We start from the raw sequence: 25,743 nt of genomic DNA, 5'->3' as shown, positions 1-25,743 counted from the left end.
CTCGATCACGACCCAGGGTGCCCTCGGCGGTTCGGTGGAGCGGCTCAGCCGTGTCGGAGGCAGAGGGTTCTCCACTGGAATCCTGCGCCGATCCCGGACAGCACATAGGTGTCATGTCTCCCGTGCCCGTTGATCGGATGTCTACCGGCGCTTCCTACGTTCTTCGGCAGCAACCTGGATCAGCGGACACGCTATCGACCGAAAGCTCAACGGCAGCCATCTACAGCTGCCGTGACTTCGAAGGCCCGGAATGACCCCGCCCGGTTTCCCTTTGGCTTCCTGAAGCCCCGCCCGGCCGGGTCGAGTTCGCTTCGGACGGGCGGCGCGGCCGGGGCCTGCGCCCGTCCGTTGTCCGGCGGACTGCTACATGCGCCACTTTGGAGAGGAGTTGGCCTCGTGAGGCCTGAACTGAGTCAAGAGGATGAGAGTCGAGCCGCTACCGCGCTCGAACCGGCCGGTCCGCGTGCCGTGGTCTGTGTGCCGCAGCTGTTCGAGGAGCGGGTACGGGCCAGCCCTGATGCTGTGGCGGTCGTCGACCGCGACGGGTGCGTGACGTATGCGGGGCTTGACGCTGCCGCCAACCGGCTGGCCGGAGTGCTGGTGGAGCGCGGTGCGGGCGCCGAGAGCGTGGTCGCGGTGAACCTGCCGCGCGGGCGTGAACTGGTGACGGCGGTGCTGGCCGTGCTGAAGTCCGGTGCCGCCTACCTGCCGCTCGACGCGGCGCTGCCGGCCGAGCGCCGCAGGTACCAGCTGGAGGCCGCCGGTGTCACCCTGCAGATCGGGCCCGGGGGCTGTGAGGGGGTCGAGGTGGTCGACCTGGCTGCCGGCGAGCCGGCCGGGCGGTCCGCGCAGAACCCGGCGGTGGCGGTTACCCCCGACGACCTTGCCTATGTGATCTTCACTTCGGGTTCGACCGGGCGTCCCAAGCCGGTGGCCGTCACCCACGGGTCGCTGGCCAACCACGCGGTCGCCGTCGGCGCGGCCTTCGAATTGACCGCGGCCGATCGGGTGCTGCAGTTCGCCGGTCCGGGGTTCGATGTGTTCGGCGAGGAGGTGTTCCCGACTCTGCTGGCCGGCGCCCGGGTGGTGGTGGCTCCCGATTCGGTGCCGTCGCCCGCGGAGCTGGAGGAGTGTCTGCGCCGTGAGCGGGTCACGGTGGCCAACTTGCCGACGCCGTACTGGGACCAGTGGGTCCGCGATCTCGACGCCGAACCGCGGGAGGTGCCCGAGGCCCTGCGCCTCCTGGTCGTGGGCAGCGACACCGGGCATACCCGTACGTTGGCCGGCTGGCGAGGGCATACCTCGGTCCCCGTGGTCAACGCCTACGGTTTGACGGAGACCACCATCACCGCCACGCTCCAGGCGTTCACCGGGGACTCGATTCCCGAGGGGGAGACGCTGCCGATCGGGCGGCCGCTGGCCGGGGCGCGGGCGTACCTGCTGGACGCTGATCTGGAGCCGGTTGCGGCGGGCACCCGTGGCGAGCTGTACCTGGGTGGGGCGGTGCTGGCTCGCGGGTACCTGGGGCAGCCGGGGCTCACCGCCGACCGTTTCGTGCCGGACCCGTTCGGCGAGACGCCGGGCGGGCGGCTCTACCGCACCGGCGACCTCGCGGTGCTTCGCGCCGACGGTGCCCTGGCCTTCGTCGGGCGGGCCGACGACCAGCTGAAGATCCGCGGCCGGCGGGTCGAACCAGCGGAGATCAGTGCGGCCCTGTGCACGCACCCTGCGGTGCGTCAGGCGCACGTGCGGGCGGTGGACGATGAGACGGACGGCAAGCGGCTGGTCGCCTACGTGGTCGCTGCCGAGGTCGAGTCGTCGCAGCTGCGCGCCCACCTGACCATGAGTCTGCCTGCCGCGATGGTCCCGGCCTCCTACGTGGTGCTCGACGAGCTGCCGCTGACCGCGAACGGCAAGATCGACCACAGGGCGCTCCTGGTGCCGACCGTCGGCATCGCCACGTCCGGCGCGCCGCAGACGGTGGCGCTGACCGGCCTGGAGGAGCAGATAGCGGCCGTGTGGCGTGAGGTGCTGCGGGTCGGCCGGGTGGGGCCGGACGACAGCTTCTTCGAGATCGGCGGTCACTCGCTGCTGCTCGTTCAGGTGCAGCGCAAGCTCAGCGGGGCGCTGGGACGCCAGGTTCCCGGTGTCGCGCTCTTCGCCCATCCGACCATCCGCAAGCTCGCCGCCCATCTGCGCGGCGGCTCCGGGCCGGCCGTCGACGCGCTCGGTGACGAGCGTGCCGATGAGCGCCGCAGCGGGCACGCCCGGCTCCAGCAGCGCCGCGCCCGCCGGAGCGCCGGGGGTGCCCGATGACGCGGGCGGCACAGCCGGTGGATCCGGACAGCCCCTTCCTCGCCGTCGTCGGGATGGCCGGGCGGTTTCCGGGCGCGCGTGACCTCGGCGAGTTCTGGGACAACCTGATCAAGGGCGCGGAATCGGTCACTCGATTCCCCGGCGACCCGTCCACTCCCGAGTACGTCCCCGCGCTCGGAGTACTGGAGGACGCGGACGAGTTCGACGCGGCGTTCTTCGGCTACTCGCCGCGGGAGGCGCTGATCCTCGACCCGCAGCAGCGGCTGTTCCTGACCTGCGCCTGGGAGGCGCTGGAGGACGCCGGGTACGACCCCCGCTCCTGTGTCGGGCCGGTCGGCGTGTATGCGGGCAGTAGCCAGACCGGGTACCTGGATACGCTGAGGGCCCACCGCAACCGGCTCGGCCCGGTCAGCGAGTGGCAGCTGCGACTGGCGACCGGCATCGACTTTCTCACGTCGCGGGTCGCCCACCGGCTCGGTCTCGCCGGGCCGGCGGTGACGGTGCAGACCGCCTGCTCCACCTCTCTGGTCGCCGTACATCTCGCTGCGCAGGCGCTGCTGTCCGGCGAGTGCGACCTGGCTCTGGCCGGCGGGGCCAGTGTCAACGTCCCGGTTCGCCTGCCCGAGTACTCCGAGGGCGGTGTCATCTCGCCCGACGGGCGCTGCCGGGCCTTCGACGCCCGGGCCCGTGGGACCGTGGCGGGCAACGGTGTCGGCATCGTGGTCCTCAAACGGCTCGCCGACGCAGTTCAGGACGGCGACCACATCCGTGCCGTCCTGCGCGGCACCGCGGTGAACAACGACGGCATGGACAAGGTGGGCTTCACCGCTCCGGGAGTGGCCGGCCAGGCCGAGGTCATCCGCGCGGCCCACCTGGTGGCCGAGGTCGAGCCGGACAGCATCGGCTACGTCGAGACGCACGGGACCGGGACGCCGCTGGGTGACCCGATCGAACTGGCCGCGCTGACCCAGGCCTTCCGGCGCGGCACCGACCGGCGCGGGTTCTGTCGGATCGGGTCGGTGAAGACCAACATCGGCCACACCGACGCGGCCGCCGGGGTGGCGGGCTTCATCAAGGCGGTGCTGGCCGTCCAGCACGGCCTGGTCCCGCCGAGCCTGCACTACACCTCGCCCAACCCCGAGATCCCCTTCGCGGACGGCCCGTTCGTGGTGAACACCGAACTGTACCGGTGGCGCCCCGACGGTCCCCGCCGGGCCGGGGTCAGCTCGTTCGGGATCGGAGGCACCAACGCGCACGCGATCCTGGAGGAGCCGCCCGCGCGACCTTGCCTGCCCGGCGCGCCTGCGAGCCATCTGCTGGTGCTGTCCGCCCGGACCGCCCCCGAGCTGGACCGCGCCGCCGCCCGGCTTGCCGAGCACCTGCAGCGGCAGGCCGCCGGCGCCGCCGACCCCGGCCGGGAACTGGCCGACACGGCCTGGACGCTGCAGACCGGCCGCCGCGCCTTCGTGCACCGCCGGTTCGCCGTGGCCGCCGACCACACCGAGGCGATCCAAGCACTGACCGGGGCCGGCACCCACGGCTACCCGCCCGTGGGCGGCGAGCGGCCGGTGGCGTTCGTCTTCCCCGGGCAGGGCGGACAGCACGTCGGCATGGGCCGCGAACTGTACGAGAACGACCCGGTCTTCCGTGCCGAGGTCGACGCGTGCTGTGCGCAGCTCGCGCCCACACTCGGCCTGGACCTGCGGGCGGTCTTGTACCCTGCCGGCGAGCAGCAGAGCGCGGCGGCCGAAGAGTTGCTGCGCGACATGGGCGTGGCCCAGCCGGCCGTCTTCGTGGTGGAGTACGCGCTCGCCCGGATGTGGGAGCAGCGAGGGGTACGGCCGGCGGCTGTCGCCGGGCACAGCCTCGGTGCCTTCGTCGCCGCCTGCGTGGCCGGGGTGTTCTGCCTGGCCGACGCCCTGCGGCTGGTCGCCGAGCGCGGCAGGTTGCTGCAGAGCCTGCCCGTCGGGGCGATGCTGGCCGTGCCGCTGGCCGAGCGCGACGCCACCGAACTTCTCGGCGACGGCCTGGAACTCGCGGCCGTCAACGGACCGAACCAGTGCGTGGTGTCCGGGCCGCGGGGGACGGTCGACGCGGTGTTCGCACGGCTGACGGAGGACGGTGTCGAGGCGCGCCGGCTGCACATCGCCGCCGCCGGACACAGCGCTCTGGTGGAGCCGATCCTCGACCGGTTCGCCTCCCTGGTCGCCGAACTCGACCTCAAGGCGCCTTCGATCCCCTGGGTCGGGGACACCACCGGGGAGTGGGTCCGCATGGACCGCGTTCCGGGCGTCGAGTTCTGGACCGCCCACATGCGCCGGGCGGTGCGCTTCGGCGACACCCTCGCCACCCTGTTCGCCGAGCCTGACCGGATCCTGCTCGAAGTCGGCCCCGGCCTCACCCTGACGACACTGGCCCGTCGGCACCCGGCCCGCACCGAGAGCCACCTGGCGCTGCCCAGCCTGCCGCACCCTGCCGGCGAGCAGTCCGCCCTGCGGACCTCGCTGGCCGCCGCCGGACAGCTGTGGGCGGCCGGCGTCGAGCTCGACTGGCCACGGCTGCACGAAGGTCACCGGCCGGGCCGGACTCCGCTGCCGACCTACCCGTTCAGCCCGCAGCAGTACTCACCGCTCCCTACCGACAACCCCGCACCGACCGTCACCGCCCAGCCCTCGCCGGCCGTCCAGGAGCCCGCACAGGACGGCGACACCGAAACGCAACTCGCCCAGATCTTCGGTCAACTGCTCGGACTGGAGCATGTGGCGGCGCAGGACGACTTCTTCGAACTGGGCGGCGACTCCCTGATCGCCGTTCAACTCGCCTCTGCCGTCCGCGCGGCCTTCGACGTGCGCATCACCGTCAAGCAGGTCTTCACCGCCCCCGCTCCGCGCCGACTGGCCCGGGTGGTCGACGCCGCCCGGCAGCCGGCCTGAACCGTCACGCGACACACCGACCCAAAGGACAGCCATGTTCGAGGACAACGACGACCGGACCTACGAGGTGGTCCGCAACACCGAGGACCAGTACTCCATCTGGCCGGCCGGCCGGGCGCTACCCGCCGGGTGGGAGCGAACGGGCGGACGGGGCAGCAAAGCGGACTGCCTCACCCTGATCGACGGCCTGTGGAGTGACCTTCGGCCGAGGAGCATACGTGAACGGCCGGCCGCCCGATGACGCGACCGGCACCCTCGCCGGGACTGCTGCGCCACCAGGGCTTCCGACGGCTGTGGGCCGCCCAGACGGTCAGCGTGCTCGGCGCCCAGATCTCCGAACTCGCGCTGCCCCTCGCGGCCGTGACGGTGCTGAAAGCCACCCCGTTCCAGGTGGGACTGCTGGCCGCCGTGCAGTACCTGCCGTTCCTGCTGGTCGGCCTGCCGGCCGGGGCATGGGTGGACCGGACGCGCCGACGGCCCGTCATGATCGCAGCAGACCTGGTCCGCTGCGCGGTCCTGCTGACCGTGCCGGCGGCCGCGCTCTGCGGGGTTCTGAATCTGTGGCTGCTGTATCCGGTCGCCTTCGCGGTCGGGGTCATGACGGTCTTCTTCGACCTGGCAGCACAGTCGTTCCTGCCGACCCTGGTCGGCGAGGAGCAGCTCGTCGAGGCCAACACCAAACTGCAGCTGTCCCAGACCTCCGGCGAGCTGGCCGGCCCCAGCGCCGGCGGATTCCTGGTCCAGCTGCTGACCGCGCCACTCGCCGTGCTCGCCGACGCGCTCAGTTACGCCGGGTCGGCGGCCCTGCTCCTGTTGGTCCGGGTGGAGGAGCGCCCGATCCGCGATGCGGTCCGGCCGGGACTGGTCGCGGAGGTCAAGGACGGCCTCGGGTACGTGTTCCGGCATCGGCTGCTGCGCCCGATCGCGTTGAGTGCGGGGATCACCAACCTCTTCGGCCTGTTCGGAATGGTCCAGGCGATCCTGGTGCTCTACGCGGTCCGTGACCTGCGGCTCTCACCGGCCGGGCTGGGCACCACGCTCGCGATCGCGAACGCAGGCGTGCTGCTCGGCTCGCTCGCCAACGGCCGGGTGGTGCGGCGCCTCGGCGTCGGGCCGTCGCTCACCTGGGCCACCTTCGGGCTGGGCGGCACCATCCTGCTGCTGCCGCTGGCCACCCCTGGCACCGCGATGCCCGTCCTGGCGGTCGCGATGGCCCTGGCCGGGCTGTGCGCCTCCGTCTTCAACATCAACCAGATCAGCTTGCGGCAATCCGTCACCCCCGCCCCGATGCGCGGGCGCATGACGGCGACGCTGCGGTTCGTGGTCTGGGGCGTCATCCCCGTCGGGACGTTCCTCGGGGGCGCGCTGGTCGGCCCGCTCGGACTGCGCGGCGTCCTCTGGCTCGCCGGTGCGGGCAGCGTCCTCGCCGGGCTGCCGCTGCTGTTCTCCGCCGTGCACTCACTGCGGGCCATGCCCGACGCCGCACCGACCGCCCAACCGATGAGCCAGGAGACCCTTCATGCCTGACGTTGCGGGGCACACCGTCCCACGCTGGCTGGTCAACCGCCGCAAGCGCCCCGACGCCGCGATTCGGCTGTACTGCTTCGCCCACAGCGGCGGCACGGCCGCCGAGTACGTCCGCTGGGGCGACGATGTGCCCGGCATCGAGGTGTGGGGCGTGCAACTGCCCGGCCGCGGCTCGCGGCTCGACGACCCGCAGTACACCCGGGTCGGCCCGCTGGTTCACGATCTGGTGGAACAGGCCTCATTCCGCGCACCGTTCGCCTTCTTCGGACACAGCCTCGGCGCCCTGCTGGCCTACGAGACCGCGCGCGCCCTGCGCGAGCAAGGCCTGCCCGGCCCCGAACGCCTGTTGCTGTCCGCCTGCCCGGCCCCGCACCGGCCCCGCGGACTGCCGCCGATCCACCACCTCGGCGATCGGGAGCTGTTCAGCGCCGTCCAGGGACAGTACGGCTCACTCCCCGACGAGGTGGCCGAGGACCCGGACCTACTCGCGATCATGATGGCCTCGCACCGCTGCGACTTCGAACTGGTCGACAGCTACCGCCACACCCCCGGCGAGCCCCTTGACCTGCCGCTGCACGTCTTCGGCGGCACCGAGGACCGGCTCTCTGCCGAGGAACTCACCCAATGGCAGGGCCACGGCCGCGGACCGTTCGCCCTGAACCTGCTGCCAGGCGGCCACTTCTACCTCCGTGAGCACCGCGCCGCCCTGCTCGCACTGATCCAGGCCGCACTCACCGACCGCCGGCACGCCGGGTCGCCTGTCGACTCGCTCTCCCCCAACCTGTGAAGGCAGACATGACTCACGACACCATCACCCCGGCCGGCTTCCTCGCCGAGCTCCACCTGGGGCACGTGCGCTGGGACCTGATCAGCCCCTTCCCTGCCCCGTCCGACGAGGACCGCGCCCGCGGCGACGCCGCCGTCGCCGGGCTGATGCGCTTCCTCCAAGAGACCGTCGACCCGACCGAGGTGGACCGCACCGCGAAGCTGCCCGACGGCTTCCACGAAGCCTGCGCCGCCCGCGGCTACTTCAAGCTTCAGGACCCGCTCGAGCGCGGCGGTCTGGGCCTGTCCGCCCACAACGCCTTCCGGATGATCCAGGCCGCCGCCAGTTGGTCGGTGACCGCCTGCTACGCCATGTCCGTCCACCTCGGACTGGGCGCCGGCGCCTACCTGCCGATCCTGACCGACGGCGAGCTGAAGTCCGAACTCGAACGGCTGCTCGCAGCGGGCGCGATCTCCGGCGACGCCGACACCGAGCCCACCGGTGCGATCAACCGGACCCGGTCCACCACCGCGGTGCCAACCGAGGACGGCACCGGATTCCGGATCAGCGGCGAGAAGGTGTTCATCCAGAACGGCCCGATCGCGGGCCTGCTGAGGGTCTCGGCCACCGTGCACGACAAGAACCGGGAGTACATCCGGCTGTTCTTCGTCGACACCACCGACCCCGGCTTCACGGTCAGGTCCTGGCACGAGTACCTGGGTCTCAAGGGTCTGCCCAACGCAGCCCTCACCTTCGACCGGGTCTTCGTCCCGCACAGCCGGGTCTTCACCCTCGACGGCCTGACCGCCGAGGACGAGTGGCGTCTGGCCCCCGAACTGCACACCATCAGCGTCCGAGGCCGGATGTACCCCATCTCGGCGCCCGCCCTGGCGATCGGCCGGCTCTGCCTGCACTGGTCCCGGGAGTTCGTCCGGCGGCGTTCGGTCGGCGGGCTCGGGCTGGAGCAGTACGACGAGATCCAGCGCATCATCGCTGCCAACCTCGCCGAGACCTTCGCCATGGAGAGCGTGGTGGAGTGGTGCCTGCTGGCCGAGGAACGCCACCCGGGGATCGACCTGGACCCGGAGCAGACGGTGGCCAAGAACATCAACTCGATGACCAGCTGGCGCATCGTCGACCGCACCCTGTCCCTGCTGGCCGCCGAGGGCTTCGAGACGGCAACGAGCAAGGCCCGGCGCGGCGCTCAGCCGCTGCCGGTGGAGCGGTTCTTCCGCGACGCACGTGCCCTGCGGGTGGCCGGCGGGGTGGACTTCCTCGTGGACCACTGGGCGGCCCGGCACCTGCTCTCGCGCCACTACCCAAAGCCGCAGGCCATCGCCGAGGCCGCGACCGACCTCACCGCAGCGGACGCCTGCCTGTCCCCGCGCAACCGGGACCACCTTCGCTTCGTGGCCGAACAAGCCGTGCAGTTCGCCCGCCTCAGCCGCGACCTGGTGGACCGACACCCCGACCCCGAGGAGCTGTTCGCCAAGGAGCGCCTGCTGATCCTGCTCAACCAGCTCTCCGCCGAGCTGTTCAGCATGTCCGCAGTGCTGGCCAATGCCGCCCGACTGCACTGCGAGGGCACCGGGCCGGCCCAGGACCTCGCCGACGTGTTCTGCGCCGAAGCACGCCACCGTATGGCGGACGCCCAGCGGCGCCTGGCCGACACCGACGGACCGGACCACGCCGGCACCTGCGCGCAGTGGCTTCACGGCGACGGCCTGGAGTTCCTGCTCCGCGACACCGTCACCGCCACCCCACCCGCCCGCTGAGCCGGTGGTATCCGAGGCCGCCCCGGCCACCAGCCCCGCACACCGAACGACCACCGACCCGGAAAGGGCCGCAGCGATGTTCAACCTCTCCCGTTCCCAGGAGATCGTCTGGCTGCACGAGGAACTCTTCCCCGAGAGCCGCGCCTACAACTTCACCGCCTCCCTCGACCTGCGCGGCCCGCTGGACGAGCCGGCCCTGCGGCAGAGCCTGGCGACCGTGCTCGCCCGCCACGACGCGTTCCGCCTCGAACTCGATCCCGAGGACTTTCCACCGAAGCAGCGGGTGAACGACACCTGCGCACCGCGCTACCGCACCGTGGACCTGACCGGTCGCGAGGACCACGAGGCAGCCTTCGAGGACCTGTGGCGCGAGCAGCACGACGAGCCCTTCGACACCGCCGAGGCGCCCATGGTGCGGTGGACCCTGATCAGGCTCGCCGAGGAGCACCACCGGCTGCTTCACACCGAGCACCACCTGGTGCACGACGGCTGGTCCTTCGGCCTGGTCCTGCGCGACCTGTTCACCACCTACCGGGCGCTGGCCCAGGGCATCCCGGCCGACCTGCCCGCGCCCCGCTCCTACCTCGAACACGTCCGCCAGTCGGTGGCCGCCGAGGAACAACCGGGCCACCACGACGACGCCGTGGCGTACTGGCGGGGCGCCCTGGACGGCGCCCCCTTCGACCTGCCGCTGCCCGGCCTGGACCCGGGACGGGTCCGCGACATCCCGCACGGCGACCAACTGCGCCAGCTGCTGGAGCCCGAGCTGGCCGAGCGCCTACGGACAGCCGCCCGCCGCCACGGGCACACCCCGTTCTCGGTTCTGCTCACCCTCTTCGCGGAGCTACTACGCCGACAGAGCGGCCGGTCCGACCTGGTGATCGGCAGCGCGGTGGGCAACCGCCCGCCCGGCTTCCAGGAGAGCGTCGGGATGTTCGTCAACACCATCCCACTGCGCATCCGCCTCCAGCCCGACGGCAGTGCGCTGAACGCGGTCGACGAGGTCACCGAGGTCCTGGTCCGCTCGCTGCCGCACCAGGGCGTCCCCGTCCAGGACCTGACCCACGAACTCGGAGAACACTCCGGCACCGGCCTGGACAACCCACTCTTCCACGTCATGTTCAGCGCGCACGACGCGCCGATCCCGCACGTCGAGGGGCTGAACCTCGAGGTGTCCATCCACGAGGCATTCAACACCGGCACCTCCCGTTTCGCCCTCGACGTGGTACTGATCCCCGACTCCCGCCGGACCGTCAACGCCCGCTCGGGCCCCGGCGGCATGCTGCTGATCTGGGACTTCGCCACCGACCTGTACGACAGCGCCCGGATCGCCGAACTGCAGCGGCAGTTCACCGCACTGCTGGAGGCCTACCTCGCCGACACCGCGACCGGCCTCGCAGCACTCACCGCAGCAGCCAACGGCTGACCCCACCCCCCGAACCATGCCCCGAGGAGACGAGATGACCTCCGTGACCTCCCGCGAACCGACCGGCCACCAGCTGCCCAGCATCGCCTGGGGAGGTGAGCCCGCGCCCGCTCCCGCGCCGGGGGCGGGACCACTCGAGTGGTTCGACAGCTGGCTGGCCAAGCAGCCCGACGCCCCGGCAGTCGTGGACAACACCATCACCTGGAACTACCGCGAGCTCGACCGAGCCTCCGCCCGGATCATGCAGGCCCTCGGCGGCCGAGTCACCCGCGGCGAGTTGGTGGGAGTCTGCCTGGAACGCTCCGCGCTGCTGGTGGCCGCGGCGGTCGCGTTGGCCAGGATCGGCGCGGTCTACCTCTCCCTCGGCGCGCAGCCGGGGGCCGCGCGGGTGGAATCGATCACCGAGGACGCCGGCATCAGCTGCCTGCTCACCGACGGCACGTCAACCCCGCTACCCGGCTGGACCGTTGCGCCGGCCGACGCGGTGGACGGGCTCGTGGTCGCTCAGCGCGCCGGACGGGCGAACGGTGCGCCCAGCGACGCCTTCTGCGCCGTCACCACCTCGGGCAGTACCGGCAAACCCAAAATCGCACTGCTGTCGCAGGGGGCGATAGCCAACCTGGTCCGCTGGACCTGCGACCGGCTCGAGATCGGCCCCGAGTCCCGGGTGGGTCTCTTCGTCGGCACCACCTTCGACGCGCACCTCAAGGAGTTGTGGGAGGCACTGTCGTCGGGCGCCACCTTGCACGTCGCGCCCGAGGACGCCCGCGGCTCGACGGCCGAACTGTTCCAGTGGTGGCAGGAGTCGGGCCTCACCCACTGCCTGCTGCCGACCCCGCTCGCCGAACTCGCCTTCACCCAGCCCTGGCCCGTCGACCTGGCCATGCGCCACATCCTGGTGGGCGGCGACCGGATGCGGGTGCGGCCGCCCGCGCAGTGCGCGGCGGTCGTGCACAACGTGTACGGTCCCGCCGAGGCCACCGTGCTCACCACCACCCACCGCCTGCGGCCCCGAAGCGACGACCCGACCGCCATCGTGCCGATCGGACAGCCGCTGACCGGCTACACCGTCTTCATCACCGACGAGGACGGCCGGATCCTGCCCAGAGGACGTGCCGGAGAGATCCGGATCGGCGGTACGGGCCTGGCGCTCGGCTACGTGGACCCGCAGCGGACCGCCGAACGCTTCGTACCGGCCCCCGCAGGTCAACCATACGTGGACCGCGTCTACCGGACCGGCGACAAGGCGCTGATGCGCGCCGACGGACCGCTGGAATTCCTCGGCCGCATGGACGACCAGGTGAAGATCAGCGGCGCGCGGATCGAACCGGCCGAGGTCGAGGCCGCCCTGGAGACCCACCACTCGGTCCGGCACGCCGTCGTGGTCCCGTACCAGGGCACCGGCGGCGGTCTACGGCTGGCCGCCTTCCTCCTGCTCGCCGAAGGGGCGCAGGCCGACGAAGACGCTGTGCTGGCCGCCGCCCGCGCCCGGGTACTGAAGCAAGCGGTGCCCGCCAGGGTCCGCTTCGTCGACTCCTTCCCGCTGAACGCCAACGGCAAAGTCGACCGCGCACTGCTCACCCGGCAGGCCGCCGCCGCGGCGTCCACCGCACCCGGGGCGGCGCCGACCCGGGAGACCCCGCAGGCAGAAGACACCGAAGCGTTCCTCCTCGTGGCCTGCCGCCGGCTGCTCGACCAGCCCGACCTCACGCCCGCCGACAACTTCGCCGAATCGGGCGGGACTTCGCTGGCCGTCGCGCGCTTGATCGCGCTGATCGAAAGCACCTACCCGATCCGGGTCAAGGCCGCAGAGGTCATGCGCCAGCCCGACCTGGCAGCCCTGGCTGCCCTGGTCGACACCCGCCGCGCGGCGTCGGCGCGCAGCTGAACACTCCCGCCACCACCGCCCACCCGCCCTCCTGAGAGGACTTTCCGTGGACCGCCCCACCCTGACCAAGCAGTATCTGGCCGAACTGAGCGAAAGCACAGCCACCGCAGCCGAACTGCTCGGTCGTGCGCAGCACGACACCCTGCTCACCATCGACTACGAGAACCGCTTTCTGCCCCGCCCGCTCTTCCTCGGCCACGAAGAGCAGGAGCAGCTGATGGAAGATCTGGAAACGCTCCACACCGCGCTGTTCAGCCTGCCCGACAGGCTCTTCGACGGCGATCTCGGCGCGTTCGCCCGGGCCGTCGGCATGACCGAGACCCAGATCGAGGTGATCCTGCGCAGCCGGGGCGCCGGCGCGACCCGCATGGCCCGTACGGATCTGTGCGTCGACGAAAGCGGATTCAAGGTCGTGGAAGTCAACATGACCAGCTCGCTCGGCGGCATGGGCAACGGCGTGATGGCCCAGGCCCTGCTGGAACACCCGCTCCTCGCCGACTTCGCCGCCCGGCACGGCCTTGGCTTCGCCGACACCGCCAGGGAACTGCTGCACACCATGTACGCCGCCACCGGGTTCGACCCACAATCCCGGCCGGTCATCGCGGTCGCCGACTGGCCGAGCAGCTACCTGAGCGGCTGGGCCGCCTTCCTGAGGGAGTTCTGCGCCCATCTTCAGGCGCTGGGCGCAGACGCACACCCCTGCCACATCGGCCAGCTCGACTACCGCGACGGCCGGGTCTGGCTCGGCGACCGGGCCGTCGACATCATCCACCGGATCTTCCTCGCCGAAGACCTGCTCGAATCCCCCGAAGCCCCAGCGCTGATGGACCAGGTCGTCCGCGCCGCCGCGGCCGACCAGGTGAAGCTGTTCGTCCCGCTGGACGCAGAGCTCTACGCCAGCAAGACCACACTGGCGATGCTCTCGGACGAAAACAACCGGCACCTGTTCAGCACCGAGGAGCTGGCGGCGTTCGACCGCATCCTGCCATGGACCCGAACCGTCCGGCCCGGCACAGTGACGCTGGAGAGCGGACAGATGGTGGAACTACTCGACTACGCCCGGGCCAACCGACACGACCTCGTACTCAAACCGACGGTCCTGCACGGTGGCAGCGGTGTGCTCCTCGGCGGGGACGTCACCGAGAAGAGCTGGGCCGCGCACCTCGACGCCGCGCTCGGCAAGCCCTACATACTTCAGCGCCGGATCCGCCCGGTCACCGAACTGTTCCCGGACGAAAACGGCCGGTTGCAGCCATGGCTGACGGTCTGGGGCGTGTTCACCATGGCGCGCGGCTTCGCCGGCATCATGGCCCGCGGCACCCGCCTGGAAGCCAATGTCGGCGTGGTCAACATCACCAACGGAGCACACGGCGGCACCGGACTGTACGAGCTGCCACCCCGCAAGCGGACCGACGAGTAACCGACTCTGGTGATGAAGTCGCCGAGGTGCGCAACACCGTTCGAAAGGAACGGATGCCGGTTCAGCGGTGTTCGGGGTTCTCGAAGCCGAAGCGGCAGCCGGCGTCCCATTCGGAGCGCTGGTTGCCGTGGGCCAGTCCGCGGCGGACCACTGCGGGGGCTCTGGACGTCCAGGCGACACAGCAGAGCGCACGGTGCCGGAACCGGCCGATGGCAGATCCTCATTCACCGGTACCGGCTCCCTCACTGCCGACGACGAACGGCGCCGGTTCCACCGAACTCACGCAGCGGGTGTCGGGATGCTCGGGGTCGTCGAAGAAGGAGGTGATCACCTTCGCCCCGCACGGGGTGTCGTACGTCCCGTGGGCGACACCGGCCAGCGTCACCACCGTGGAGCGGGAGAGCGTCCGGGCCACGTAGCGCCCCCACTGCGCCCCGGTCTGCGCGTCGAAACTCCCGGAGATGGCAAGCGTGGGGATGCTGCTCCGAGTGACCTCGCGCACGGCGTCGGGTGCCTTCGGGACGTTCCAGGCCCGACATGCCTGGCGCAGGAACGGCAGCTGGGGTGCCTGGGCCAGGACCGAGCGGGGGAGCTCGGCAAAGGCCTCCTGACCCTTGGCGAGCTGCTCCTCGGGGGTCTCGAACGGAACCCACTCGCTGCACCACACGCTCAGCGACAACCCGTGAGCGAACATCCCCTGAGAGCCGGGAAGCCAGGCGGCCGCCCACTGCTCCGCGATGCGCTCGGGGTGGCCGTGGGCCAGCTCGTCCACGCCCACCGCGAAGGTCTCGGGAGCGTGACTGGCACGCACCAGCCAGTTCAGCAGCGCCCCGCCGTCGAGGACCACCTCCACCCGTCCGACCTGCGGCACCGTCACGTGCGTGGTGACCGGATCAGCCTCCAGCTGACGCACCATGCGCAGTAAAGCGGCACCGATGTCCGGGTAACGCTGCCGGCAGGAGAGCTGCGCCGCGCAAGCGCTCACGATGTTGTCGACCGACTCCCTCAGGCTGCTCCACGTCCACCCAGGCGTCGCCACGGACGGCGGTACGACGCCGTCGACCGTCACGGAGCGGATGCCGTCGGGGAACATGCGCATGTAGGTCAGCGCCAGTTGCGTCCCGTAGGAATGCGAGAGGACGTTCCACTCCCGGATTCCCAGGACCCTGCGCAGATCCGCCACGTCGGCAGCGTTCTCGCTGGTGTTGTAGGCAGCCAGATCGATCCCCTGGGCCGTCAGGCGGTCACGGCACCGGGCCGCCGCCTGGGCGTACCGGTCTCCGGTGGAGGGCGCGCCGTAGAGGAGGTGGACGCGCTCCCCGTAGAACCGGTCGATCTCCGGACACGTCAGCGGCCGCTCGGACGAGTACGTCCCGCGCTGGGACAAGACGATCAGATCACGGTCGCGGTTCAGCCCCGCCTCGGTCAGTCCCGAGATGTCTCCCAGGGCGTCCGCGCCGGGCCCGCCGGCGAAGAACACGATCGGATCGGGGTGCGGCGTCGGGGATGACGAGCGGACGAGCGCAACGGCCAGGCGAAGGGTGCGCGGTGACGGGTGGACCCGGTTCTCCGGAACGACGAGGAAGCCGCAGCGGGTGTCCTTCAGCTCTCCGTAAGTGGTCGGGCATGGAGCGGACACGAACCGCGACGACGGCTGCGTCCGCGCCATCGGGGGCTGAGGCAGAGTGAGCACGGTGCCCGGGAAGATCCAGTGGCCCCGGTCGCTGGAGGGGTATCCGTGCCGCAGGGCCTCGTGCTCGATGGTCTGCCGGTTGAGGTCGTAGAGGCTGTCCCATCGCATGGCGTCGCCGAGGGCCTGCAGGGCTATGTCCCACAACGTGTTACCGGAGGCGACAGTGTGCATGCCGGCCATCGCGTCTGCGGGCCCGGACTCATCGGCTGGCCGTCCCGGCGACAGGCCGGACTGCGGACGGCTCACGAGCGGGGAGGCACCCTCCCTCGCTGCCCCCTCGCCGTGGGCCGGAGCCGCGCTCAGCACCGTCAAACCGGCCAGGAACATGGCGGCTGCGGCAGCTGTGCCGCGATTGCGTATCGGCATGTCGTCCTTCCGAGGCGGTGCCGGCGGCTACGCGTCGGCTCCGCTCGACTCGTCACACATGGGGGGGTTGTTGAACGCCATACTGCAAAGTCGATTCGTGCCCCGCACCGCAGCAGGGACCAATCGGGTCGTGCACGCGCCCGCCGAGTGCGCAGCCGGTGAGCGGCCGTTCCGTGCCGTGGAGAGCCGTGGGTCGAAAGGCACCGATGCCCGCTTCGAAAGGCCCGGATCGGGACGGGACCAGGGTGTGCTGCGGGGTGAACCGTCGGCTGGTGGAGCCGACGGCGAGCCGTGGATGGTGGGCAAACTGGGTGGGCTCAGGCGGTGTCGTCTCTCATCACCAGTACGGCTCACCACGGCGGCCCCGCCGGCCTGTGGAGCGGTCGCCGGCGTTTGGCCTGGAGTGGCTGGGGGCGCCCGACGGGGTGATGATGGGCAGATCGTCCGGCGCTTGGTCTTGGTGCCCCGCCGTCAGACGCGGGAGGCGGCCACCGGCGGCCCCGCGCCGGTGCCGCGGCGCGAGGGGTTCTGCGCGTCCCCCGCCGGCGGGCGGACCGAGGAGGCACTGTGAACGACTACCCCCCGATCGGGGACCACGGCATCGTCGGCGACCTGCAGACGGCGGCGCTGATCGCCGCCGACGGCACGGTCGACTGGTGGTGCACCCCCCGGTTCGACTCCCCCAGCGTGTTCGCCTCGCTGCTCGACAGCGACCGCGGCGGCTACTGCCGGCTTCACGCCGACGTCAGCGAGGAGGCGACCGTCCGCCAGTTGTACCTGCCGGACACCGCCGTCCTGATCACGCGTTTCATGGCGCCGGGCGGCGTCGGCGAGGTACTCGACTTCATGCCGCCCGACCCGTCGCCGACGCCGTCGGCCACACACCGGCTGGTCCGGGTGGCGCGGGTGGTGCGCGGCAGCATGCCGTTCGAGCTGCTGTGCCGGCCTCGCTTCGACTACGGCCGCGCGCCCCACGACCTGACTCGCCTGGACGACGGGTCGATGCTCTTCCGCGGCCCGGGTACGGACCTGCAACTGCAGACCACCGCGCAGATCGAGCTGCACCCGGACGGCACGGACGTCTCCGCGCGCTTCACGCTGCACGCCGGTGAGCGTGCCGCCGTGGTGCTGACCAGCGAGACGGGCGAGCCCGGCGAGCTGAGCGGCCGACCCGGCGGCGCGATCCCCACCGCCGAGGCGGTACTCGCCGAGTTCGAGGCGTGCACCGGGTTCTGGACGGACTGGCTGCGATCGTCGCGCTACCGCGGCCGCTGGCACGAGATGGTGACCCGCTCCGCCATCACCCTCAAGCTGCTGACCTACGCCCCGACCGGCGCCCCGATCGCCGCCGCCACCATGGGCCTGCCGGAGCAGATCGGCGGTGAACGGAACTGGGACTACCGCTACACCTGGGTGCGCGACGCCTCGCTGTCGGTGCGCGCCATGATCGACCTGGGCTTCACCGCGGAGGCGAACGCCTTCCGCCGGTGGCTGCGCGAGCGCCTGGACGCCAGCGGCACAGCCTCCGGCGAGCCGCTGCAGATCATGTACCGGGTCGACGGCGAACCGCACCTCACCGAGGAGGTACTGGACCACCTGGAGGGCTACCGCCGCTCCGCGCCGGTGCGGGCCGGCAACGCCGCCGCCGACCAGATCCAACTCGACATCTACGGCGAGGCCGCCTACGCCCTCGCGCAGGCCGAGGACATCGGCGGCATCCGCGGCTGGCAGGCCTTCACCCGGCTCATCGACTGGCTGGTCGACCACTGGGACCGCCCCGACGAGGGCATCTGGGAGACCCGCGGCGGCCGCCAGAACTTCACCTACAGCCGGCTGATGACCTGGGTCGCCTTCGACCGGGCGATCCGGCTCGCCACCGCCCACTCCCGCCCCGGCGACGTGGCCCGCTGGCAGGCCGCCCGCGACACGGTGTTCCGACAGATCGTCGACTCCGGCTGGAGCGAGAAGCGACGCGCCTTCGTCCAGCACTACGACACCGAGGTCCTCGACGCGTCCCTGCTCCTGATGCCGAAGGTCGGCTTCCTCACCCCCACCGACCCGGACTGGCTGACCACGCTCGACGCCATGGACGGCGAACTCGTCAGTGACAGCCTGGTCTACCGCTACGACCCCGCCGCCTCCCCGGACGGCCTGCGCGGCTCCGAGGGCACCTTCAACCTCTGCAGCTTCCTGTACGTGGAGGCACTCGCCCGGGCCGGACGCCTCCACCAGGCCCGCTACGCCTTCGACAAGATGCTCACCTACGCCAACCACGTCGGCTTGTTCGCCGAGGAGATCGGCCCCTCTGGCGAGCAGCTGGGCAACTTTCCGCAGGCGTTCACCCATCTGGCCCTGATCGACGCGGCGATCGCCCTGGACGAGGAACTCGACCGGGCCGAGCGCCGGCCCCGCTGACCGCACACGCCGGCCGGCACGTCCCCGGGGCGGTCGGCGGCGTCCGGCCGGCGCACGGCGCTACAGCGGTGCGGCCCGGTCTGCCCCGGCGGCGGCGGGCGGGCTGACTCGCGGCAGCAGGGCGGCGGCGGCCAGGCCGCCCAGGCCGATGACCGCGAGCGCGGCCATCGCCGCCGCGTACGCGCCCTTGGTCAGCCCCGACACCAGGATCGTGCCGGCGATGGCCGTGCCGAGCGAGGACCCGAGGTTGGAGATGCTGCGCGACAGGCCGGAGATCTCGCCCTGCTGCGACTCGGGGAAGCAGGACTGGACGACGTTCACCGACGGGGTGAGCATCACCCCCACGCCCAGGCCGATCAGCAGCAGTCCGGGCGCGAACGCCCACGCGCCGGGCGTCCAGGCCACCAGGGCCAGCAGCACGGCGATGCCGGCGATCGTCACGACGAACCCGGCCATGATCAGAGTGCGCTGCGGTCGGCGCCGCGCCAGCTTCTCGGCGGCCAGCGAGGTGGCGAGAATGCCGAGAGTGGCGGCGGTGAAGATGACGCCGGTCTGGATCGCGTCGTAGCCGCGCACGACCTGCAGGTAGGCGGCGACGGTGAACGAGACGCCCATCAGCATCAGCCACTGCGTGTTCTGCGTGACCAGACCCAGGTTGGAGGTGCGGTTACGGAACAGCGCCGTCGACAGCAGCGGCTCCCGGCCGGCCCGCTCCCGGCCGCGCACCCAGACGAAGAAACCGACCAGCACCAGCGCACCGGCCGCCAGCAGGCCCAGCGCCAGCCAGCCGTTCTTGTCGACCGCCAGGATGCCGGTCACCAGCAGCACCAGACCCGCCGCCGACAGCACCGCCCCCACGGTGTCGAAGGGCCGGGCGGGGTCCGGCGGCAGCGGATCGACGAGGTGGCGGCTGAGCACCACGATCACCACGATCACCAGCGCCTGGAACACGAACGCGGCCCGCCAACTGATCGCACTGGTGATCAAACCGCCGATCAACGGGCCCGCGGCCGCCCCGATACCGCCCATCGCCATGATCGCGCCGAACGCACGCGCCCGGGACGCCGTGTCGGTGAACAGCAGCGTCGTCAGGATGTAGACCGGCGGGATCAGCAACGCCGTGCCCACACCCTCCAGGATCGAATTCCCGAGGATCAGCAACCCCAGCCCCGGCGCCACCGCACTCAGCACCGCCCCCACCCCGTAGACCACCAGCCCCGCCAGCAGGCACCGCTTGCGCCCCCACTTGTCGGTCAGCTTCCCGCCCGGAATCATCAGCGCGGCCATCACCAGCAGAAAGATCGTGATCGCCGTCTGGACACCCTGCACCGTGGTGTCCAGGTCCTCACTGATGTCGTTGATCATCACGTTCATGTTCGAGCCGGCGAAGCTGCAGATGAACTGCGCCAACGCCAACGGGGCCAGCACCCGCCGCGCCCCCGCTGCTGCCGTCCCCGCCATAGCGCCACCTTCCCATCCACCGAATCCACTGGTCCGCGGAACTACTCGACCTCGCCCGCACGCGGCCGACGCCGACGGAACGCAACCGCCACCCCGACCGTCGCACAGCCCGTCGCCACAGGGCCTGAGGCGCGCAGCAGCGGCTTGTCGGCGGGGCCAGGAGCCGGTGGCGCACCAGCCGCGGCGGACCGCGCGCCGGATCGGCCGCCTCAGTGCCCGAGGGCGGCCTTCGCGGTGACGATGACCAGTCCCAGGACCAGGTTGACGACGCACTCCACCATCACCTGGCGGGCGGAGGCACCCGCTCGGTGCGCGCCCAGGCACGCCCAGACCACCTGCTGCGTCACGGCCACACCGAGCGCGAACCAGGCGGTTCCCGCCAGGTCGAGACCGAGCAGCGGGCTGACGGCCACCGCCAGCGCGGGCAGCGCGGCCGCCTCGACGATGGACCACTCCTGGCGGGCGACGCGGCGGATCCGCGGCCTGCTCCAGGGCTGTCCCGGCAGCCGTTCGCCGGCGACGCGCGCGTAGACGTGCGCCGCCCAGAACACGATGCCGGTGATGATCAGCAGCAGTCCGAGCTGGAGCCGCGGATAGCCGCCGACGCTGCCGGCCGTGGCGATCACGGACGCGGCGAGCAGAGACCCGTAGACGGCGCCGGCGAAGTCGGTGCGTGGCGCTCCTGACGTGCCGTCACCACCTGGTGGACCGGCCGGGGAGCTGGTGCGACTCACCGTCACAACGTACGAGCGGGGCTCGCGGGACGCCAGCCGAGGCTCCGGCACTGCTGCCGTTCGGCCGACACGGCTCAGGGCTGCTTCGACTTCCTGGCCGAGCGCAGCCGGGAGATCCCCCGAGCACACCGGTACTCGTGTCGGTGACCGAGGAGAAGATGTGCCTGACCGTATCGGCCCCACTGCCCGTCAGGCCGTAGCGGTCGATGATGCGCTGAGCCACGTCACTGCCCCCGAAGTGGGCCGGCACGGAGCCGTAGACGATCGCGAGCGGGATCATCGCCGTCAGCATGCTGGAGGCCGGCGCCATCGACCGGTCGAAGACCGCTATCCGCTGGAAGCGGTTGACCACGCGGAGCGCGAATGCCGGACGCAGCCAGAACGTGAGTGTCCTGACCAGGCGCTCTCGGTTGATCTGCTACTCCCCCGTGTCCTGGCCCGCGGCCGCCTCGTGCTGCTCGGTCACCCGGCCGCTCGCGGCCAGCAGCGCGAGCACGGCGAGCACGGCGAGCAGGATGAGCACCAGGAGCAGCACGGTCAGCACCGTCGGATAGCTCCACAGCGCGAGCACCAGGGCGAGCACCAGCAGGACGCCCAGGGCGACCCACCGCCGGTAGGACTCGGTCCAGGTCCCGACCCGCCCGATGTGCACACCGTGCCTGTCGCCCCAGCGGGCGGCGGAGTCCGCGGTCCGGTCGGCGGCGCCGCGTACCGCGCGCGGCAGGCGCCCGCCGCCGCCCAGGTAGGCGCCGAGCGCCACCACCAGGCCCAGGGTCAGCACCGTGCGGGTGCTGATCCGCAGGAAGCGCAGCAGTGTGTCGAAGATGGCCGCCGCCGCTGCCGGGGACTGCACCTGGGCGGGCAGGTGGTCGAGGTAGTAGTGGCGGGCGACGACCAGCCCGATGGCGAGCACCAGGCAGGCTGCGGCCGCGCCCAGCCCGGTCGTGACCAGCGCGCGGCGGCGCCGGCGGGCGAGCAGCACCCCGATCGCGCCGAGCACCACCGTGAAGATCGGCACCCAGTTCCCGAGGACGTCGAGGAGGTGGGCCGCGCCCTGGATCTTGGCGAGCTTGTCGGACTGGAAGAGCACCAGCTGCTTGTTGACCTGGGGGATCTTGTCGGCCGGGGTGAGGCCGGCACTCACCAGATCCTGCTTGACGGTGTCCACGGCGGTGCCGACGTCGAGGGTGACGGTGCCATTGCTGACCTCCACCGCACCCCGGCCGTGGCCGGTGAGCGCACGGACCACGGCGGTGTGGGCGGCGCGGTTGGCGGTGGTCCAGGTTTTCTCGAAGGTGTCGCTCTGCACGAACCGGGTCGCCGCCTTGCTGACCACGTCGTTGACAGCCTCGTCCAGCTTCGGGCCGAGCGCCTTGACGCCGGCCGCCGCCTTGGGCGGCAGCCCCACGGACTGCAGCCAGGCGGCCGTCTCCGAGGCGACCTCGCTGCCGTCCACCCGCACGTCGACGGCCTGGGTGATGCGGGTGGCCGCGGCGGCCTCGATCGCGGGATTGGTCGCCAGCGGCGCGACCGTCGACACGTACCGGTCGGTGTCCAGCACGATGTCGTGCACCCAGACGGTGAGCAGGGACACCGGCACCAGGATGCAGGTGAGTGTGATGACCACGGCCGACACCGCGCTCATCGCGATCCGGCCGGCTCGCGAGCCGTGGCTCCGCGCGGCCGGTGTCGAGGCGGGCGCGGGTGTTCCTTCGGACGGCTCGGGCATGCTCATGGCGCTCCAAGGGATGACGTGCGGCAGGACAGCGCTCGCCTCCATTGACACCCAGGGCGACCGGATCCGCACACGGGGTTGCATCCGATCGGCGGACCGCGCCAGTCCCTGATGCCTGCCGCGGCGTGCCGGAGCGGCCGGTGGCGCGCATCCTGGCACTGCGGGCGGCCGCTGGAGCAGGCGCCCGGCAGGCACCTGGGCGAATCGGAGGGAGCGGCAGTGGCATCGACCGATTTCCACGCACCCGCGCGCGGCCGTCTGCTGGCCCGGCTGGCGCTGCTCTGCCTGCTGGGCTCGCCGGTGGCGCTGCTCGTCGTGAGCGGACGGGGCGGCCTGCTGATCCTCGCCATCGGGGTGGCCGGTCTGGCGGTCGCGGCGGCCGGGATCTGGTGGGCGCTGTCGCACCACGGCGTGGTGCGGGTGGCCGGGGCACTGCTCGCGCTCGCCGCGCCCGTGGGCGTCGTGGTGCTCTACGCCTGGGCAAGTCTGTGGCCGGCCGCGCTGACCGCGGTCGTGCTCGTCGCGGCGTCGATGCTGTGCGCGAGGTCGGCACTGCGCGCGACCCGGCGGCCCCGGGGCATGCGGGCCGTCGCGTCCCCCGCCCCCAGGCATCCCGTGCTGATCATGAACCCGAAGTCCGGGGGCGGCAAGGTCGGCAAATTCGCGCTCGTCGAGAAGGCCGAGCAACTCGGCGCCCGGGTGGTGCTGCTGGACACCTCCACCCGCACGGACGTCGCCGCGATCGCCCGCCGCGCGGTGGCCGACGGCGCGGACCTGCTCGGTGTCGCGGGCGGCGACGGCACCCAGGCGCTGGTGGCCGCGGTCGCCGCCGAGCACGGCCTGCCGTTCCTGGTGGTCAGCGCCGGCACCCGCAACCACTTCGCCATGGACCTGGGCCTGGACCGCGACGCCCCCGACCGCTGCCTGGACGCGCTCAGCAACGGCGAGGAACTGCGCATCGACCTGGGCACAGTCGACGGCCGACCGTTCGTCAACACGGTCTCCTTCGGGGTGTACGCGCAGATCGTGCAGCGCCCCGAGTACCGCGACGCCAAGGCGGGCTCCATCCTGGACGCGCTGCCCGACCTCCTGCACGAATACACCGGCCACCCGCTGGACGCGGTGACGGCCACCGCCCGTCTGGAGGCCCAGCAGGCGCTCCTGATCAGCAACAACCCCTACGCCGCGCCCCAGCCGGCGGCCCTGGTCGGCCGCAGAGCGCGGCTCGATCTGGGCACGCTGGGGGTCGTCGGCATCCGGGTGGGCAACGCGGCCGAGGCAGCCGGGATCGCGCTGCGCGGCGCCCAGGCCTCCGGTCTGAACATCCTGACGGCGCCCCAGGTCACCGTGGTCGCGGACGCCGACCGCATCCCGGTCGCCGTCGACGGCGAGGCACTTGAGCTGCCCACCCCCGTCACCTGCGGCATCCGCCCTGGCGCGCTGCGGGTCCTGGTGCCCAGGAACCGGCCCGGCGCGCCCCCGGCGGCGCCTCCCCTCGACTGGCGGGCGGTCCTCACGCTGGCCCTCGGCCGGCCCCGATCGGGGTCCACCGCACCGGATCACGTCGATGGGTAGCCCCCGCGAGGTGGTGCGCGACCTCATGGCCCTCGACAGCGCCGTCTACGCCGCGGTGGCCGCCACCGAGACCCCGACGCTCGACCGGGGCCTGCGACGCCTGGGGACTACTCGGCCTGTCCGGTCCGCCACTTCAGCTCGATCTCGAGTTCGATCTCCCCGTCGCCGACCTCGATCTCGACCTCGCTGCGCAGTTCCTCGGGGATCCGCAGGCTCAGCGTCCCCGGACCGAAGTCCAGTTCGGCGTTGCCGCCGTGCCGCAGCGCGTCCGCGAGCGCCGACAGGCGGTCGGCGGCCTCAAGACGCGAGAGTGAGCTCTTCTGCTCGAACTTGAGGTCCTTCACGACCGCCTCCACTGTCGTCGGGTCCTACCGTGCCGAACAGGTTGGTCAGGCAAGGACCTTCGCCTTGGCCTGGGCGTACTCCTCGTCCGTGATGTCGGCGCTCTTCCTGAGCTCGGCCAGCCGTGCCAGTCCGTCGGCGTGCCCGCCACCTGTGTCGGGGACGGAGCGGACGTACTCCTGGAAATCGCCATGGTCCGGAACAGGTCTGGCATCGGGTACTCCGATGCCGGAGTCACCGCGTTGTTCATGGTCTTCTCCGTCGGTCGCAGTCGCACAACGCTTTCTGAATCCACCATGCGCCGGAATCCCGAGGTGTGCATCACCCCGCCGGTACGCCCTCCTGCGGCGCCGCCATTCGACTGACCGGCGTGGCCGGTCGCCGGTCCGCGCCCCGGGCGCGCTGGGACCACGGCGCCCATGGCAGGTGCCCCTGAGAATTCGACCGCGCCAGGTCTCGTCCTGCTGACGCTGGGGGCCGGGCAGTTCCTGATGCTGCTCGACACCTCCGACATGAACGTCTCGATCGCGACCGTGGCCGCGGACGTGGGCTCGACCGTGACCGGGATCCAGGGCGCGATCACCGCGTACCCGCTGGTGATGGCGATGCTGATGATCCCCGGCGGCAAGGTCGGCGCCTCATCGGCCGCAAGCGCGCGTTCGTGATCGGCTGGGTCATCTACGGCTGCGGCTCGCTGACGACCGCGCTCGCCCCGAACCTGCCCGTGCTCATGTTCGGTTGGTCGTTCCTCGAAGGGGTCAGGGCCTCGCTCATCCTGCCCTCGATCGTGGCGCTGGTGGCGGGCAACTTCGTGGTGGAACGCCGACCTGAGCCTGTTCTGGATCGAGGTGTGGGGGTACCCCGACATCGGCGTGTACTTCGCCACCACCCCCTCGGCCGGCCACGACATGCTCGCCCTCGACTACCGTGCCTGCGGCAAGCGCGGCGATCCGGCCGTGGTGCACGTCGACCAGGAGGACAGCTTCGCGATCACCATGCTCGCGGAGACCTTCGAGGACTTCGTCACCGGCCTGGTCGACGAGTCCGTCCACGACACCGCGGAACAGGACCTGCTCGCCGACCTGGCCACCTTGGCCTGATGCCCGGGAATCCTCCGGGACGACCTTGCGGCCTTCGCGTGGTCCTGGACTCCGCCGAGCGGGCGAGGACGTGACGCGAAGCCCGCACCGCGGGATCGCGCCCTTCTCGTTCCCGGCGGCATCGTACTCGGCCACGATCCACAGTGCGGACTCGGGAGCCGAACCTGCGGCGCTCCGGCCTCGGGGCCGGGCCGGACCCGGGCGGCTCGGTCACTGGTCATGGGGGTGGAACTGCCCCTCGTGTCCTTGCGGGACGACCCTGCCGGGCGGG

General features: G+C 71.6%; 17 protein-coding genes and 1 pseudogene. 13 read left to right on the top strand and 5 right to left on the bottom strand.

Annotation, left to right across the window (positions count from 1 at the left end; translation table 11 throughout):
- The first annotated feature begins 477 nt into the window (after window positions 1–477).
- The 9 genes from ACZ52R_RS06725 to ACZ52R_RS06685 all read left to right on the top strand — a co-directional run bounded on the left by ACZ52R_RS06725 (window position 478) and on the right by ACZ52R_RS06685 (window position 14,051).
- Window positions 478–2,316, top strand: coding sequence for a non-ribosomal peptide synthetase (locus ACZ52R_RS06725; RefSeq protein WP_465752951.1), 1,839 nt, complete (start codon window positions 478–480; stop codon window positions 2,314–2,316).
- Window positions 2,313–5,249 carry a type I polyketide synthase gene (locus ACZ52R_RS06720; protein WP_465752949.1) on the top strand — a complete coding sequence of 979 codons (2,937 nt, stop codon included), beginning with the start codon at window positions 2,313–2,315 and terminating at the stop codon, window positions 5,247–5,249. Before ACZ52R_RS06725 ends, ACZ52R_RS06720 begins: the two co-directional genes overlap by 4 nt.
- 34 nt (window positions 5,250–5,283) lie before the next feature.
- Window positions 5,284–5,490 carry an MbtH family protein gene (locus ACZ52R_RS06715; RefSeq protein ID WP_360508561.1) on the top strand — a complete coding sequence of 69 codons (207 nt, stop codon included), beginning with the start codon at window positions 5,284–5,286 and terminating at the stop codon, window positions 5,488–5,490.
- Window positions 5,487–6,776, top strand: coding sequence for an MFS transporter (locus ACZ52R_RS06710; protein WP_465752947.1), 1,290 nt, complete (start codon window positions 5,487–5,489; stop codon window positions 6,774–6,776). The genes ACZ52R_RS06715 and ACZ52R_RS06710 overlap by 4 nt, the downstream gene beginning before the upstream one ends.
- Window positions 6,769–7,563: a thioesterase II family protein gene (locus ACZ52R_RS06705; RefSeq protein WP_465752945.1), complete on the top strand. Its 795-nt coding sequence runs from the start codon at window positions 6,769–6,771 to the stop codon at window positions 7,561–7,563. The genes ACZ52R_RS06710 and ACZ52R_RS06705 overlap by 8 nt, the downstream gene beginning before the upstream one ends.
- An 8-nt stretch (window positions 7,564–7,571) precedes the next feature.
- Window positions 7,572–9,317, top strand: coding sequence for an acyl-CoA dehydrogenase family protein (locus ACZ52R_RS06700; RefSeq protein WP_465752943.1), 1,746 nt, complete (start codon window positions 7,572–7,574; stop codon window positions 9,315–9,317).
- Window positions 9,318–9,393: 76 nt separating this feature from the next.
- The gene (locus ACZ52R_RS06695) at window positions 9,394–10,743 is read left to right on the top strand and encodes a condensation domain-containing protein (RefSeq protein ID WP_465752941.1); all 1,350 of its coding nucleotides are present in this window, start codon (window positions 9,394–9,396) and stop codon (window positions 10,741–10,743) included.
- 34 nt (window positions 10,744–10,777) lie between these two features.
- On the top strand, window positions 10,778–12,631 hold the full coding sequence (locus ACZ52R_RS06690) for a non-ribosomal peptide synthetase (protein ID WP_465752938.1): 1,854 nt from the start codon (window positions 10,778–10,780) through the stop codon (window positions 12,629–12,631).
- 46 nt (window positions 12,632–12,677) lie between these two features.
- Window positions 12,678–14,051 carry a hypothetical protein gene (locus tag ACZ52R_RS06685; protein WP_465752936.1) on the top strand — a complete coding sequence of 458 codons (1,374 nt, stop codon included), beginning with the start codon at window positions 12,678–12,680 and terminating at the stop codon, window positions 14,049–14,051.
- 220 nt (window positions 14,052–14,271) lie between these two features.
- Here the strand turns inward: ACZ52R_RS06685 and ACZ52R_RS06680 are convergent, their stop codons facing one another.
- Entirely contained in the window at window positions 14,272–15,915 is a 1,644-nt protein-coding gene (locus ACZ52R_RS06680) for an alpha/beta fold hydrolase (protein ID WP_465752934.1), read from the bottom strand.
- Window positions 15,916–16,677: 762 nt separating this feature from the next.
- Between ACZ52R_RS06680 and ACZ52R_RS06675 the strand changes: the two genes are divergently transcribed.
- Window positions 16,678–18,525, top strand: a complete 1,848-nt coding sequence (locus ACZ52R_RS06675) for a glycoside hydrolase family 15 protein (protein WP_465622906.1) — start codon at window positions 16,678–16,680, stop codon at window positions 18,523–18,525.
- A 60-nt stretch (window positions 18,526–18,585) separates the two neighbouring features.
- On the opposite strand, the gene ACZ52R_RS06670 is transcribed toward ACZ52R_RS06675, so the two are convergent.
- From ACZ52R_RS06670 to ACZ52R_RS06660, 3 genes are all read right to left on the bottom strand, one after another.
- Window positions 18,586–19,986 carry an MFS transporter gene (locus tag ACZ52R_RS06670; RefSeq protein ID WP_465622908.1) on the bottom strand — a complete coding sequence of 467 codons (1,401 nt, stop codon included), beginning with the start codon at window positions 19,984–19,986 and terminating at the stop codon, window positions 18,586–18,588.
- Between the two features lie 209 nt (window positions 19,987–20,195).
- The gene (locus ACZ52R_RS06665; protein WP_465622910.1) at window positions 20,196–20,720 is read right to left on the bottom strand and encodes a hypothetical protein; all 525 of its coding nucleotides are present in this window, start codon (window positions 20,718–20,720) and stop codon (window positions 20,196–20,198) included.
- A gap of 418 nt (window positions 20,721–21,138) precedes the next feature.
- Window positions 21,139–22,455, bottom strand: coding sequence for a hypothetical protein (locus ACZ52R_RS06660; RefSeq protein WP_465752932.1), 1,317 nt, complete (start codon window positions 22,453–22,455; stop codon window positions 21,139–21,141).
- Window positions 22,456–22,674: 219 nt separating this feature from the next.
- Between ACZ52R_RS06660 and ACZ52R_RS06655 the strand changes: the two genes are divergently transcribed.
- A complete protein-coding gene (locus ACZ52R_RS06655) occupies window positions 22,675–24,030 on the top strand; it encodes a diacylglycerol/lipid kinase family protein (protein ID WP_465752930.1) in 1,356 nt (451 codons plus the stop codon).
- A gap of 107 nt (window positions 24,031–24,137) precedes the next feature.
- On the opposite strand, the gene ACZ52R_RS06650 is transcribed toward ACZ52R_RS06655, so the two are convergent.
- Window positions 24,138–24,374, bottom strand: coding sequence for an amphi-Trp domain-containing protein (locus ACZ52R_RS06650; RefSeq protein WP_360509325.1), 237 nt, complete (start codon window positions 24,372–24,374; stop codon window positions 24,138–24,140).
- A gap of 417 nt (window positions 24,375–24,791) precedes the next feature.
- Here ACZ52R_RS06650 and ACZ52R_RS06645 point away from each other — a divergent pair.
- Window positions 24,792–25,201, top strand: a pseudogene (locus ACZ52R_RS06645) (MFS transporter); the annotation flags it as partial.
- Window positions 25,202–25,220: 19 nt separating this feature from the next.
- Window positions 25,221–25,472 carry an SMI1/KNR4 family protein gene (locus ACZ52R_RS06640; protein ID WP_465752929.1) on the top strand — a complete coding sequence of 84 codons (252 nt, stop codon included), beginning with the start codon at window positions 25,221–25,223 and terminating at the stop codon, window positions 25,470–25,472.
- The last annotated feature ends 271 nt before the right edge of the window (window positions 25,473–25,743 follow it).

It is taken from the genome of Kitasatospora sp. NPDC034023, from assembly GCF_055575795.1.
This window is presented reverse-complemented; position numbering and strand designations above follow the sequence as displayed.